Here is a 14,360-nt window from a genome sequence, read left to right on the forward strand (position 1 = left end):
TCAAAAAAGGCTACTCGAAAGAGTGGCCTTTTTTGTATCTGTTGAAAAAGTTCTTTCGCAACAATGACCTGAGAAAGTATTGCGAACCGTTAGCGGTGCTTCGACCCTTCAAGACGCGAGCTATGCTCTGTCTCGAGCAACCACCCGGCGGCAAGCGCCCAGGGTCGCCGGGCCACGGTGAGACGCGTTAATATCTGAAACTATTTTTTCTACAGGGATTGGTAACTTGGCTGGATACCCCCATCCTGTCGCGCACAATCCAAGAGGTGATTGATGCGCGCCAACACGTCTGACTCACAAGACAGCGATACCACCGCTACCGCCACTCAACCTGTGACAGCCACTCGCTTGCGCTGGCTGGACCTGTTGAGCAAATACCGCCAACCCCTGGGCCTGGCCGTAACCCTGTTGCTGTTCGCCATTGCCCTGGTCGCTTGCCGGCATTTGCTCAGCGAGCTGGACTTCTACGCGCTGCACGACTCGATCCTTGAAGTGCCCAAGCCGGCCCTGCTCGGCGCCCTGGGCGCGACCATCGTCGGCTTCATCATTCTGCTGGGCTACGAGTGGTCCGCCAGTCGCTATGCCGGAGTCAACCTGCCCGGTCGCACCCTGGCCCTGGGCGGCTTCACCGCCTTCGCCATCGGCAACGCCATCGGCCTGTCGCTGCTGTCCGGCGGCTCGGTGCGTTATCGCCTGTATGCACGCCACGGGCTGGGGGCCTCAGACGTCGCCCACATGACCCTGTTCGCCAGCCTCTCCCTGGGCTGCGCCTTGCCACCGCTGGCGGCCCTGGCCACCCTGAGCAACCTGCCGGCCGCTTCGGCGGCCCTGCGCCTGCCAGAGAGCCTGTTGGCCGGCATCGCCCTGGCCATCCTGCTGCTGGGCACGGTACTGGCCGTCGGCATCTATCGCCGGCGCCTGCCGGAGCAACCCCTGCGCGACAACCTGTTGGTCCGGGTCGGACGCCGCACCCTGCGCCTGCCAGGTCGCCGCCTGACCTTCCTGCAACTGATCATCACCGCCCTGGACGTCGCCGCAGCCGCCACCGTGCTCTACCTGCTGCTGCCCGAGGCACCGCCCTTCGGCGCCTTCCTGCTGGTCTACCTGCTGGCCCTGGCAGCGGGCGTACTGAGCCATGTGCCCGGCGGCGTCGGGGTGTTCGAAGCCATCCTGCTGGCAGCCTTCGCCGACAAGCTCGGCGCCGCGCCCCTGGCCGCCGCACTGCTGCTGTACCGCCTGATCTACGTGGTGCTGCCGATGCTGGCGGCCTGCGTCCTGCTGCTGATCAACGAAGCCCAGCGCCTGTTCCAGACCAGGCAATCGCTGCGGGTGGCTTCCGGCCTGGCGGCACCGATCCTGGCGGTGCTGGTGTTTCTTTCCGGCGTGGTGCTGCTGTTCTCCGGCGCCACCCCGGAAATCGACACCCGCCTGCAACACATCGGCTTTCTCATTCCCCATCGCCTGGTGGACGCCTCGCACTTCGGCGCCAGCCTGATCGGCGTGCTCTGCCTGCTACTGGCCCAGGGCCTGCGCCGGCGCCTGTCGGCGGCCTGGATGCTCACCACCATTCTGCTGCTGGTGGGCGCCCTGCTCTCGCTGCTCAAAGGCTTCGACTGGGAAGAAGCCTGCCTGATGACCCTCACGGCCAGCCTGCTGGCGGTGTTCCGGCGCTCGTTCTACCGCCCCAGCCGCCTGACCGAACTGCCCTTCTCGCCGCTGTACCTGGTGGCCAGCGTCTGTGTGCTCGGTGCCTCCATCTGGCTGCTGCTGTTCGCCTATCAGGACGTGCCCTACAGCCATCAGCTGTGGTGGCAGTTCACCCTCGACGCCGATGCTCCCCGGGGCCTGCGCTCGCTGCTGGGCGCCGCGGTGCTGTTGCTGGTGGTGTCCCTGACCTGGCTGCTGCGCACCGCGCGCCCGGTGATCCACCTGCCCACCAGCGAAGAGCTGGACAAGGCGGCGCAGATCCTCATGGCCTCCTCCCAACCCGATGGCGGCCTGGCCCTGACCGGTGACAAGGCGCTGCTGTTCCACCCCAACGACGACGCTTTCCTCATGTACGCCCGCCGTGGCCGCAGCCTGGTGGCGCTGTACGACCCCATCGGCCCGACCCAGCAACGCGCGGAAATGATCTGGCAGTTCCGCGACCTGTGCGACGTACACCACGCACGCCCGGTGTTCTACCAGGTACGGGCGGAAAACCTGCCCTACTACATGGACATCGGCCTGACCGCGATCAAGCTCGGCGAAGAAGCCCGGGTCGATCTCAAGCGCTTTGATCTCGAAGCCAAGGGCAAGGAGATGAAGGACCTGCGCTACACCTGGAACCGCGGCACCCGCGACGGCCTGTCGCTGGAGATCCACGAACCCGGGCAAGCGCCGATGGATGAGCTGAAGGTCATCTCCGATGCCTGGCTGACCGGCAAGAACGTCCGCGAGAAAGGCTTCTCCCTGGGCCGCTTCAGCGACGACTACCTCAAGCACTTCCGTATCGCGATCATCCGTTTTGAAGGGCGCCCGGTGGCCTTCGCTAACCTGCTCGAGACCTACAGCCACGACCTGGCCAGCCTCGACCTGATGCGGGCGCACCCGGACGCGCCGAAGCTGACCATGGAGTTCATGATGGTCGGCCTGATCCAGCACTATAAAAATCATGGATACGCCCGCTTCAGCCTGGGCATGGTGCCGCTGTCCGGCCTGCAACCCCGGCGTGGCGCGCCGCTGACCCAACGCCTGGGCTCGATGGTGTTCCGTCGTGGCGAGCAGCTGTACAACTTCCAGGGCCTGCGCCGCTTCAAAGACAAATTCCAGCCTGACTGGGAACCTCGTTACATGGCCGTGCCGGCAGGTCTGGACCCGCTGGTCGCATTGGCCGACACTGCCGCCCTGATTGCAGGCGGCTTGACTGGATTGGTGAAACGCTAATGATTCGACGCTCTTGGCGGTACCTGCTGGCAACCCTGGTGGTGCTGGCTCTGATTGCAGGTGGCGGCTACTGGTGGTGGAACCGCCCAGCTCCCGAACCCACCCTGGAACAACTGACCCAGGCCGACGGTTCGACCCTGACCCGAGTGACCCCAGGCACCAAGGCCAAGGCCCGAGTGGTGGTGGCGGTGCTGCCTGACGCCACCCTGACCGACAAGCAGCTGCTGGCCCTGAGCCGCAGCGGCGCGGCGCAGATCGTCCAGGTGGTCCTGCCCAAGGACGACTGCAAGCTGCAGGAGCAAGCCCTGCAAGACGCCCTGCCCCAGCTCAACGGCCCGGCCACCCTGGTCAGCGGCATCGGCCCGGGCGCCGCCCTGGCCTGGCGCTGGATCGCCTCCCAGAACGACGACAAGGCCCAGGCCGTGTCGGTAGGCTTCACCATCAACCCGGCGCCCGGCTGTACCGATCCACTGCCCAAGACCCTGGCCCACGGCCACTGGCTGGTGGCCTGGAACGACAACCCAGACGACGAAAGTGCCGGGTTCGTGCGTGACACCCCCAACGCCACCACCAGCATCAGCGACTACGACATCCACCTGCCCCAGGTGCTGAACAACGAGCTGCGCAAGCTGCTGGTGGGTTCGGAGAACGGCGGCCTGAGCATCCCCGTGGTGGAAGTCCCGGCCGGCCAGGCCAAGGACACCGTGACCCTGTTCCTCTCCGGCGACGGCGGCTGGCGCGACCTGGACCGCGACGTGGCCGGCGAGATGGCCAAGATCGGCTACCCGGTGGTGGGCATCGACACCCTGCGCTACTACTGGCAGCACAAGACCCCGGAACAGAGCGCCATCGACCTCACCGAGCTGATGCAGCACTACCGGCAGAAGTGGGGCACCAAGCGTTTCGTGCTGACCGGCTACTCCTTCGGCGCCGACGTGCTGCCGGCGATCTACAACCGCCTGCCGGAAGCCGAGCAACAGCGCATCGACGCCATTATCCTGCTGGCCTTCGCCCGCACCGGCAGCTTCGAGATCGAAGTCGAAGGCTGGCTGGGCAACGCCGGCAAGGAAGCCGCCACCGGCCCGGAAATGGCCAAGCTGCCAGCGGCCAAGGTGGTGTGCATCTATGGCGTGGAAGAAGTCGATGAAAGCGGTTGCACCGACAAGACTGCCGTCGGTGAAGCCATGAAGCTGCCAGGGGGCCATCACTTCGATGAGAACTACCCGGCACTGGCCAAGCGCCTGGTGGATGCCATCGAGAAGCGCCAGGTCAAGGATCAGGCCACCGCTCAAGAGTGAGCTGAGCCTCGCCCCATAAAAGCCCCCGCAGCCCTGAAGCTGCGGGGGCTTTTTTAACATCAGCTGTCTGAGTTGTCTCGCTGAAAGCGGCGCAATAGCGGATGACTCCCGCCCAGGTTGTAGGCAAACTCCGAGAGTTGCGTAAGGGGGGCGTTTTGGGCACTTTGCTGCCTTGTTGGCCAGAGCTTCGACGGGCTAGGCTCCGGGTGTCGCTGATTCTTCAGCGGCCGGGCTTGGAAACCCGAAGAACCTTGGCAACTAGCGCCCCGCTTGATTGCAGATAATTTTTGCGCCTGCAATCCATCTGTTATGGCGGCTGTGCGTGGGAGACCTTCGGGTCTGCCGGGTTCCTTGGTTTCCGGTTTTCCAACCTGCGCATAGCTGCCACCCACTCGCTTGGAAACGAACGTGGTAGCTCCTAAAACCTTGGAGTTGAACCATGAACAATACAAACCCGCCTCAACTTTCAAATCTGAAAACAGTCGGCTTAACCACTTTCCTCTACTGCTCGGAACGCCCGTTATTCCAGGTCAGCCCCGGCCTCCCCATTGGCGACGCCCTGGCCCAAGCCTCCGACCTGCTGTCCCTGGCCAAGGCCTTTGCCGAGGACGCCGCCTACAGCCAGGACAGCGATCGTCACGCCTGGGCCGCGCACTACCTGACCGCCATGGGCAAGGCGGTGGTGGACGATGTGGTGCAGGCGCTCGCCGCGTAATGCGCGAGGGGCGATCTCGCGAACGCGTTCTGTTATCGGCATTGATGCTGGCTGTCAGTCCGTTATCGCGAGCAAGCTCGCTCCTACAGGGCCGTGAAACGAAAAAGCCCCCGCTGCCGCAAGGCAACGGGGGCTTTTATGGGCTCGGGTTTATATCTCGACCTGGGTGCCCAGTTCGATCACCCGGTTCACTGGCAGCTTGAAGAAGCGCAGGTTGCCGTTGGCGTTCTTCAACATGAAGGCGAACAGCGCTTCGCGCCAGCGGGCCATGCCTTCGAGCTTGGAGGCAATCACCGTCTCGCGGCTGAGGAAGTAGGTGGTGCGCATCGGGCTGAAGTCCAGTTCATCCAGGTGGCACAGCTTCAGGGCTTCCGGCACGTCCGGCTCGTCGGTGAACCCAAAATGCAAGATCACCCGGAAGAAGCCTTCGCCGTAGGCATCCACCTCGAAACGCCGCTGGGCGGGCACCCGGGGAATGTCTTCATAGACCACGGTCAACAGCACCACTTGCTCATGCAACACCTGGTTGTGCAGCAGGTTGTGCAACAGTGCGTGGGGCACGGCGTCCGGGCGCGCGGTGAGGAACACCGCGGTGCCCTGGACCCGATGCGGCGGCTGCACGCGGATGCTGCCGATGAAGATCGGCAGCGGCAGGCCGCCTTCGTCCAAGCGATCCACCAGCAGTTCCTTGCCGCGCTTCCAGGTGGTCATGAGGACGAACAGGACGATCCCCGCCAGCACCGGGAAGGCACCGCCCTGGACGATCTTCGGTACGTTGGCGGCGAAGAACAGCCCGTCCACCAGCAAGAAACCCACCAGGATTGGCACGGTCAGCACCGGTGGCCATTTCCACAGCAGCAGCATCACCGCCGATACCAGGATGCTGGTGATCAGCATGGTCCCGGTCACCGCCACGCCGTAGGCCGAGGCCAGGGCACCGGAGGACTCGAAGCCCAGTACCAGCAGGATCACGCCCACCATCAGCGACCAGTTCACCGCGCCAATGTAGATCTGCCCTTGCTCGGCACTGGAGGTGTGCTGGATGTACATGCGCGGGATGTAGCCCAGTTGGATCGCCTGACGGGTCAGGGAGAAGGCCCCGGAAATCACCGCCTGGGAGGCGATCACCGTGGCCAGGGTCGCCAGCACCACCAGCGGGATCAGGGCCCAGCCCGGCGCCAGCAGGTAGAACGGGTTGCGCGCGGCGTCGGGGTTTTCCAGCAGCAACGCGCCCTGGCCGAAGTAGTTCAGCACCAGGGCCGGCAGCACCAGGGCGAACCAGGCACGGGCAATCGGCTTGCGGCCGAAGTGGCCCATGTCGGCGTACAGGGCCTCGGCGCCGGTCAGCGCCAGCACCACGGCGCCAAGAATGGCCACGCCCATGCCGGGATGGACGATGAAGAAGCGCACGCCCCACACCGGGTTGAGCGCCTGCAGCACTTCCGGGTGCTGGAGAATGCCGTTGACCCCCAAGCCACCCAGCACCAGGAACCAGGCCACCATCACCGGGCCGAACAGCTTGCCGATGCGATCGGTGCCGTGTTTCTGGATCAGAAACAGCCCCACCAGCACCACCAAGGCCATGGGCACCACCCAGTGCTCCAGGCCGCTGAACGCCAGCTCCAGCCCTTCTACCGCCGACAATACCGAGATCGCCGGGGTGATCATGCTGTCGCCATAGAACAAGGCGGCGCCGATCAAGCCGAGGATCACCAGCACCGAGCGCAGACGTGGGTAGGAGCCGGCCGCCCGCCGGGCCAGTGCCGTCAGGGCCATGATGCCGCCCTCGCCCTGGTTGTCGGCCCGCAGGATGAACAGCACGTACTTGATCGAAACGACCCAGACCAACGACCAGAAAATCAGCGCCAGGATGCCAAACACCCCATCGTGGTTGACCTGGACGCCATAACTGCCGGAAAACACCTCTTTGAGGGTATAGAGCGGGCTGGTGCCGATATCGCCATACACCACCCCGACCGCTGCCACCAGCATCCCCAGAGGCTTAGCCCCGGAGTGCTCGCCACTCACCGCCTGACCACTTGCCTGACCCATCAATGACTCCTACTACCAAGACCGGGGCTTCTTATATAGAAAGCGCAAGGTTATACAAGGGCTATTCTCTAAACTTGTGCAGTTTCCCATGTAACTTGCAGGTTTTTATTACCACTGGGTACTTAACTAAAGCCGCATGAAAACCACCGGGCATAACGCGAAGAAGCATAGTCCAGCGCTCGTCGTATTTCCCCTGCATAAAGCTGGTCAAGCGCCTCGACCATCGCTAGAATTGCGCACTTTTTGATCAGAGGCGCAGCCAGCGCCCAAGCGTCGCACTTGCCCCCCAAGTGATTCGACACCAATACCGAGGTTAGACATGTCCACCCCCTCCGCGCCGGCCAACCCGAAAGTCGGCTTCGTATCCCTGGGTTGCCCAAAAGCTCTGGTCGACTCCGAGCGCATCCTCACTCAACTGCGCATGGAAGGCTATGACGTGGTGTCCACCTACCAGGACGCCGATGTCGTGGTGGTCAACACCTGCGGTTTCATCGACTCGGCCAAGGCCGAATCCCTGGAAGTGATCGGCGAAGCCATCAAGGAAAACGGCAAGGTCATCGTCACCGGCTGCATGGGCGTCGAAGAAGGCAATATCCGTGACGTGCACCCAAGCGTGCTGGCCGTGACCGGCCCGCAACAGTACGAGCAGGTGGTCAACGCCGTGCACGAAGTGGTGCCGCCGAAACAGGACCACAACCCGCTGATCGACCTGGTGCCGCCGCAAGGCATCAAGCTGACCCCACGGCACTACGCCTACCTGAAGATTTCCGAAGGCTGCAACCACAGCTGCAGCTTCTGCATCATTCCGTCGATGCGCGGCAAGCTGGTCAGCCGCCCAGTGGGCGATGTGCTCGACGAGGCCCAGCGCCTGGTCAAGTCCGGGGTCAAGGAACTGCTGGTGATCTCCCAGGACACCAGCGCCTATGGCGTCGACGTCAAGTACCGCACCGGCTTCTGGAACGGCGCGCCGGTGAAGACCCGCATGACTGAACTGTGCGAGGCCCTGAGTACCCTGGGTGTGTGGGTGCGCCTGCACTACGTGTACCCCTACCCGCACGTGGACGAGCTGATTCCGCTGATGGCCGCCGGCAAGATCCTGCCGTACCTGGACATCCCGTTCCAGCACGCCAGCCCGAAAGTGCTCAAGGCCATGAAGCGTCCGGCCTTCGAAGACAAGACCCTGGCGCGGATCAAGGCCTGGCGCGAGATCTGCCCGGAGCTGATCATCCGCTCGACCTTTATCGTCGGCTTCCCCGGCGAAACCGAAGAAGACTTCCAGTACCTGCTCAACTGGCTGACCGAAGCCCAGCTGGACCGCGTCGGCTGCTTCCAGTACTCGCCGGTGGAAGGCGCTCCGGCCAACGACCTGGACCTGGAAGTGGTCCCGGACGAGGTCAAGCAGGACCGCTGGGAACGCTTCATGGCGCACCAGCAGGAAATCAGCTCGGCACGCCTGCAACAGCGCATCGGCAAGGAGATCGAAGTGCTGATCGACGAAGTTGATGAGAATGGCGCGGTGGGCCGCTGCTTCTTCGATGCGCCGGAGATCGACGGCAACGTGTTCATCGATGGCGCCGGCGACCTGAAGCCGGGTGACAAGGTCTGGTGCCGGGTCACCGACGCCGACGAATACGACCTCTGGGCCGAAACCCTGTAAGGCGTAAAAAAACTGCCAAGCCCCGCTCTCGCCACGAGATGCGGGGCTTTTTTCGGTCTATCGTTAGCCCTTGCCAATCACCTCAGGGACAAGCGGCATGCGCCACCACTCGGTCATCCACACACCGAAAGTCAGCGACTACCCGGAACTGGTCCGCGTCTGGGAAGACTCGGTGCGCGCCACCCACGACTTTCTCCCGGACAGCTACATAGCGCTGCTGCGCAACCTGGTGCTGACCCGCTACCTGGATGCGGTGATGCTGATCTGTACCCGCGACCCACGCCAGCGCATCACCGGTTTCGCTGGCGTGGCAGCGGGCAAGATCGAGATGCTGTTCATCGACCCGGCCCATCGCGGCCAGGGCCTGGGCCGGCAATTGCTGCACTACGCGGTGGAGCACTTGAACGCCTATCAGCTGGACGTCAACGAGCAGAACCCCCAGGCCTTGGGTTTCTACTTCAAGCAGGGTTTCGAAGTGGTCGGCCGCTCGGAACAGGACGGCCTGGGCCAGCCCTACCCGCTGCTGCACATGCGCCTGAAGCAGCCACAGCTGCAAGCCTTGCGCGGCTAAAAGCCACAGCCGGCAAATGGACCCGCGATTAACCAGCGCCAGGCAGGTACAATAGCTGCCCTCTTTTGTTACGGCCCCTGACATGACTGACCCGATTCGTCTCTCCAAACGCCTCATCGAACTGGTCGGCTGCTCCCGCCGGGAGGCTGAGCTGTTCATCGAGGGCGGCTGGGTCACCGTAGACGGCGAAGTCATCGACGAGCCGCAGTTCAAGGTCGGCGCGCAAACCGTCGTGCTCGACCCCGAAGCCAAGGCCACCGCACCGGAGCCGGTGACCATCCTGCTCAACGTGCCCGCCGGCCAGGACCTGGACAGCGCCATGCAGTCCATCAGCGCCGACAGCCTGTCGCAGGAGCACCGCTACGGCAAACGTCCGCTGCGTGGGCATTTCCTGCGCCTGAGCGCCAGTGACGACCTGCAACCCAATGCCAGCGGCCTGCTGGTGTTCACCCAGGACTGGAAGGTGCTGCGCAAGCTGACCGCGGACGCGGCCAAGATCGAGCAGGAATACGTGGTCGAGGTCGAAGGCGAGATGATCGATCACGGCCTCAACCGCCTGAACCACGGCCTGACCTACAAGGGCCGCGAGCTGCCGCCGGTCAAGGCCAGCTGGCAGAACGAAAACCGCCTGCGCTTCGCCATGAAGAATCCGCAGCCGGGTGTGATCGCGCAGTTTTGCCAAGCCGTCGGCCTCAAGGTCGTCGCCATTCGCCGCATCCGTGTCGGCGGCGTGTCCATCGGCAAGGTGCCGCTGGGCCAGTGGCGCTACCTGTCGGCCAAAGAGAAGTTCTAAAGCCGCCCCCATTCAGACGCCGTGCCCTGGCGCGGCGCTCCACGCGCATTGATCAGGACTGTAACCATGATTCATAACGATGTACTGCGCAGCGTGCGCTACATGCTCGACATCAGCGACAAGAAGGTCGTGGACATCATCAAGCTGACCGGCTTCAAGGTCAGCCTCAACGACATCGTCAGCTACCTGAAGAAGGATGAGGAAGAAGGCTTCGTGCACTGCCCTGACGAAGTCATGGCGCACTTCCTCGACGGCCTGGTGATCTTCAAGCGCGGCAAGGACGAAAGCCGTCCGCCGCTGCCGATCGAGCTGCCGGTGACCAACAACATCATCCTGAAGAAGCTGCGGGTGGCCTTCGAGCTCAAGGAAGAAGACATGCACGCCGTGCTCAAGGCCGCCGACTTCCCGGTGTCCAAGCCGGAGCTGAGCGCGCTGTTTCGCAAGTTTGGCCACACCAACTACCGCCCCTGCGGCGACCAGCTGCTGCGCAACTTCCTCAAGGGCCTGACCCTGCGTGTTAGAGCGTAAGACAGCTGCAAGCTTCAAGCTGCAAGTTCAAGGCTTGTAGCTGGCGGCTTGTAGCGCAAGGCTTGAGGCTTGCCAAATGACCTACAGCGTTTCTCCCATCGGTTTCGTGCGCTCCTGTTTCAAGGAGAAGTTCGCCATCCCGCGCCAGCCGCAACTGGCACCCGCCGCCCGTGGGGTACTGGAATTGGTGGCGCCCTTCGATCAGGGCGACGCGGTGCAAGGGCTGGAGCAGGTCAGCCACGTCTGGCTGCTGTTCCTGTTTCACCAGGCCCTGGAGGACAAGCCACGGCTCAAGGTGCGCCCGCCGCGCCTGGGGGGCAACAAGTCCATGGGGGTCTTCGCTACCCGTGCCACCCACAGACCCAACGGCATCGGCCAGTCGGTGGTCAAGCTGGACAAGGTCGAGGCCAACCGCCTGTGGATCTCCGGCATCGACCTGCTGGACGGCACGCCGATCCTCGATATCAAGCCCTACGTGCCTTACGCCGACATCATTGCCACGGCGAGCAATGACATCGCCAGCGCCGCGCCGCAGATTATTCCGGTGCAGTGGCAGGATAATGCCCTGCAACAGGCTCAGATCCACGCTCAGCGCCTTCAGGAGCCGCTGGTGGAGTTGATCGAGCAGTGCCTGGCCCAGGATCCGCGCCCGGCCTATCAGGTGCCCACTGCCGAGCGGGAATACGGCGCGCAGTTCTGGGACCTGGACGTACGCTGGCATTACCCCGAGCCGGGGCTGATCCGGGTGCTGGAAGTGGTCCCGGCGGGCTGAACGCCGGAAACGAAAAAGCCCGCGTTGCCTTGACAGGCAACGCGGGCTTTTTTGCGTTCGGGAGATCGTGCCCAATCAGCACGAATGCGCTGCTTGGGCGATCTTCGCGAGCAAGCTCGCTTCTACTTTTCGACGAAGGCGCGTTCGATCAGGTAGTCACCCGGTTCGCGCATGCGCGGCGAAACGGTCAGGCCGAAGCTGTTGAGCACTTCGCTGGTTTCTTCCAGCATGCTCGGGCTGCCGCACAGCATGGCGCGGTCGTCCTGCGGGTTGATCGGTGGCAGACCGATGTCGCGGAACAGCTTGCCGCTGCGCATCAGGTCGGTGAGACGGCCTTCGTTCTCGAACGGCTCGCGGGTCACGGTGGGGTAGTAGATCAACTTTTCACGCAGCGCTTCGCCGAAGAACTCGTTCTGCGGCAGGTGCTCGGTGATGAACTCGCGGTAGGCGACTTCGTTGACGTAGCGTACGCCGTGGCACAGGATCACTTTTTCGAAACGCTCATAGGTTTCCGGATCCTGGATCACGCTCATGAACGGCGCCAGACCGGTGCCGGTGCTGAGCAGGTACAGGTGCTTGCCCGGCTTCAAGTCATCCAGTACCAGGGTACCGGTTGGCTTCTTGCTGATGATGATCTCGTCGCCTTCCTTCAGATGCTGCAGCTGGGAAGTCAGCGGACCGTCCGGAACCTTGATGCTGAAGAATTCGAGATGCTCTTCCCAGTTCGGGCTGGCAATGGAGTAAGCACGCATAAGCGGACGGCCATTGGGCTGTTGCAGGCCGATCATCACGAACTGACCGTTCTCGAAGCGCAGACCCGGGTCGCGGGTGCACTTGAAGCTGAACAGAGTGTCATTCCAGTGATGAACACTGAGGACACGCTCGTGGTTCATGTTGCTCATGTACGGGGGCTCCTAGAAATTGCCTGCGCTGACCATGAGCGCAATTGCACAGCATTCTAATGGCGGCGACAATATCTGTTAACTGGATTATTAAGATAAGGGTTATCGGTTATATCGATATGCGATTTACTCTCCGTCAACTGCAAGTCTTCGTCGCCGTCGCCCAGCAAGAGAGCGTTTCTCGCGCTGCCGGGCTCCTGGCCCTGTCGCAATCCGCGGCGAGCACCTCGATCACCGAACTCGAGCGCCAATCCAGCTGCCAGCTGTTCGACCGTGCCGGCAAGCGCTTGAGTCTCAATGCCCTGGGCAAGCAGTTGTTGCCCCAGGCGGTGGCCCTGCTCGATCAGGCCAAGGAAATCGAGGACCTGCTCAACGGCAAGTCCGGCTTCGGCTCGCTGTCGGTGGGTGCGACCCTGACCATCGGCAACTACCTGGCGACCCTGCTCATCGGCAGCTTCATGCAGGTACACCCGGAAAGCCAGGTGAAGCTCCATGTGCAGAACACTGCGCATATCGTGCAACAGGTGGCTCACTACGAAATTGATCTGGGTCTAATCGAAGGCGACTGCAGCCACCCGGATATCGAGGTGCAGACCTGGGTCGAGGATGAGCTGGTGGTGTTCTGCGCGCCCCAGCATCCGCTGGCCAAGCGCGGCAACGCCAGCATGGAGGAGTTGACCCACGAAGCCTGGATTCTTCGCGAACAGGGTTCCGGCACGCGCCTGACCTTCGACCAGGCCATGCGTCATCATCGCAGCGCACTGAACATTCGCCTGGAGCTGGAACATACCGAAGCCATCAAGCGCGCAGTGGAGTCGGGATTGGGTATTGGCTGCATCTCCCGCCTGGCGCTGCGGGACGCCTTTCGCCGGGGCAGCCTGGTACCGGTGGAAACGCCGGGGCTGGATTTGGCCCGGCAGTTCTATTTCATCTGGCACAAACAGAAGTACCAGACCTCGGCGATGCGCGAATTTCTCGAACTGTGCCGTTCGTTCACCGCCGGGGTGCAGCGCAGCGACGAGATCGTCCTGCCGAGCATTCCTTAGATCAGGATCACCGCCCAGACGATAGTAATCATGCTCAGGGCAACAAACTGCGCGGCACTACCCATGTCCTTGGCGTTTTTCGACAACGGGTGGCGATCCAGGGAAATGCGATCGATGGCCGCCTCCACCGCCGAGTTGAGCAGCTCGACGATCAGCGCCAGCAGGCACACGGCTATCAGCAGCGCGCGCTCGACACGGCTGACATGGAGCAAAAAGCTCAAGGGAATCAGGATCACATTGAGCAGCACCAGTTGACGAAAGGCTGCCTCGCCGGTGAAGGCGGCGCGCAAGCCATCGAACGAATAGCCGGCGGCGTTAAGGATGCGTTTAAGACCGGTTTGACCTTTGAAAGGCGACATAGGCAGGGCAACTGAAGAAAAAGAAGTGGGGAAGCTAGTTCAACCAAAGTCAAAAAAGCGTGAACCAGCAGCCGGTTAATGGCTGGAAATTGACTCAAGTTGTTGCAGAAGCAAGGCCGCCTGGGTGCGTGTGCGAACCCCAAGCTTGCGGAAGATCGCCGTCACGTGGGCCTTGATCGTCGCTTCCGACACACTCAGTTCATACGCGATCTGCTTGTTCAGCAAACCTTCACAGACCATGGTCAAGACCCGGAACTGCTGGGGCGTCAGGCTGGCCAGGCCTTCGCTGGCGGCCTTGGCTTCCGCCGAAACACTGACTTCTTCAAACGCCTGGGGCGGCCACCAGACATCACCGTCCAGCACACTGCGCACCGCTTGTTGAATGACTTCCAGGGAGCTGGACTTGGGAATGAAACCGCTGGCCCCGAACTCTCGGGAACGGACCATGACGGAGGCTTCTTCCTGGGCCGACACCATCACCACTGGAATCTGCGGGTATTGCCCGCGCAACAGCACCAGACCGGAAAAGCCGTAGGCGCCGGGCATGTTCAGGTCCAGCAGGACCAGGTCCCAGTCGGCTTTTTCGGTCAGGCGGGTTTCCAGTTCAGCGATGCTCGCCACTTCCACCAGACGCACATCAGGCCCCAGGCCCAGGGTGACGGCTTGATGCAGCGCACTGCGAAACAGCGGGTGGTCATCGGCAATCAGGATTTCGTATGTGGCCATTTTTCAAATGATCCTG

At 62.7% G+C, this 14,360-nt stretch carries 13 protein-coding genes; 9 read left to right on the forward strand and 4 right to left on the reverse strand.

Annotated features, from left to right (window positions below; genetic code table 11):
- Window positions 1–273 precede the first annotated feature (273 nt).
- The 3 genes from mprF (at window position 274) to L1O02_RS24485 (ending at window position 4,938) form a co-directional block, all read left to right on the forward strand.
- Complete coding sequence (mprF, locus tag L1O02_RS24475) at window positions 274–2,925, forward strand: bifunctional lysylphosphatidylglycerol flippase/synthetase MprF (protein WP_108544538.1); 2,652 nt, start codon at window positions 274–276, stop codon at window positions 2,923–2,925.
- On the forward strand, window positions 2,925–4,223 hold the full coding sequence (locus L1O02_RS24480) for an AcvB/VirJ family lysyl-phosphatidylglycerol hydrolase (protein WP_060837823.1): 1,299 nt from the start codon (window positions 2,925–2,927) through the stop codon (window positions 4,221–4,223). The genes mprF and L1O02_RS24480 overlap by 1 nt, the downstream gene beginning before the upstream one ends.
- Window positions 4,224–4,662: 439 nt before the next feature.
- A complete protein-coding gene (locus L1O02_RS24485) occupies window positions 4,663–4,938 on the forward strand; it encodes a DUF3077 domain-containing protein (RefSeq protein WP_108544536.1) in 276 nt (91 codons plus the stop codon).
- A gap of 150 nt (window positions 4,939–5,088) precedes the next feature.
- Here L1O02_RS24485 and L1O02_RS24490 read toward each other — a convergent pair whose 3' ends face one another.
- Window positions 5,089–6,990, reverse strand: a complete 1,902-nt coding sequence (locus tag L1O02_RS24490) for a potassium transporter Kup (protein WP_060837822.1) — start codon at window positions 6,988–6,990, stop codon at window positions 5,089–5,091.
- 319 nt (window positions 6,991–7,309) lie between these two features.
- Between L1O02_RS24490 and rimO the strand changes: the two genes are divergently transcribed.
- From rimO to tsaA, 5 genes are all read left to right on the forward strand, one after another.
- The gene (gene rimO, locus L1O02_RS24495) at window positions 7,310–8,647 is read left to right on the forward strand and encodes a 30S ribosomal protein S12 methylthiotransferase RimO (protein ID WP_047284184.1); all 1,338 of its coding nucleotides are present in this window, start codon (window positions 7,310–7,312) and stop codon (window positions 8,645–8,647) included.
- 97 nt (window positions 8,648–8,744) lie between these two features.
- Window positions 8,745–9,218, forward strand: a complete 474-nt coding sequence (locus L1O02_RS24500; RefSeq protein WP_060837821.1) for a GNAT family N-acetyltransferase — start codon at window positions 8,745–8,747, stop codon at window positions 9,216–9,218.
- Between the two features lie 82 nt (window positions 9,219–9,300).
- Window positions 9,301–10,011: an rRNA pseudouridine synthase gene (locus tag L1O02_RS24505; RefSeq protein WP_108544534.1), complete on the forward strand. Its 711-nt coding sequence runs from the start codon at window positions 9,301–9,303 to the stop codon at window positions 10,009–10,011.
- A 66-nt stretch (window positions 10,012–10,077) separates the two neighbouring features.
- Window positions 10,078–10,539: a DUF1456 family protein gene (locus tag L1O02_RS24510; RefSeq protein ID WP_016966060.1), complete on the forward strand. Its 462-nt coding sequence runs from the start codon at window positions 10,078–10,080 to the stop codon at window positions 10,537–10,539.
- 76 nt (window positions 10,540–10,615) lie between these two features.
- Window positions 10,616–11,311, forward strand: a complete 696-nt coding sequence (gene tsaA / locus L1O02_RS24515; protein ID WP_108544532.1) for a tRNA (N6-threonylcarbamoyladenosine(37)-N6)-methyltransferase TrmO — start codon at window positions 10,616–10,618, stop codon at window positions 11,309–11,311.
- A gap of 122 nt (window positions 11,312–11,433) precedes the next feature.
- Here the strand turns inward: tsaA and fpr are convergent, their stop codons facing one another.
- The gene (fpr, locus tag L1O02_RS24520) at window positions 11,434–12,213 is read right to left on the reverse strand and encodes a ferredoxin-NADP reductase (protein WP_016966062.1); all 780 of its coding nucleotides are present in this window, start codon (window positions 12,211–12,213) and stop codon (window positions 11,434–11,436) included.
- 119 nt (window positions 12,214–12,332) lie between these two features.
- On the opposite strand from fpr, the gene L1O02_RS24525 reads away from it, so the two are divergent.
- A complete protein-coding gene (locus L1O02_RS24525) occupies window positions 12,333–13,259 on the forward strand; it encodes a LysR family transcriptional regulator (protein ID WP_108544530.1) in 927 nt (308 codons plus the stop codon).
- On the opposite strand, the gene L1O02_RS24530 is transcribed toward L1O02_RS24525, so the two are convergent.
- The gene (locus L1O02_RS24530) at window positions 13,256–13,624 is read right to left on the reverse strand and encodes a diacylglycerol kinase (protein WP_173655929.1); all 369 of its coding nucleotides are present in this window, start codon (window positions 13,622–13,624) and stop codon (window positions 13,256–13,258) included. The genes L1O02_RS24525 and L1O02_RS24530 overlap by 4 nt on opposite strands.
- A gap of 69 nt (window positions 13,625–13,693) precedes the next feature.
- Window positions 13,694–14,344 (reverse strand): response regulator transcription factor ErdR, encoded by a 651-nt coding sequence (erdR, locus tag L1O02_RS24535; RefSeq protein ID WP_060837817.1) that lies wholly within the window; start codon window positions 14,342–14,344, stop codon window positions 13,694–13,696.
- Window positions 14,345–14,360 lie beyond the last annotated feature (16 nt).

It is taken from the genome of Pseudomonas sp. BC42, from assembly GCF_021560055.1.
In the GTDB taxonomy this organism is placed as follows: Bacteria; Pseudomonadota; Gammaproteobacteria; order Pseudomonadales; family Pseudomonadaceae; genus Aquipseudomonas.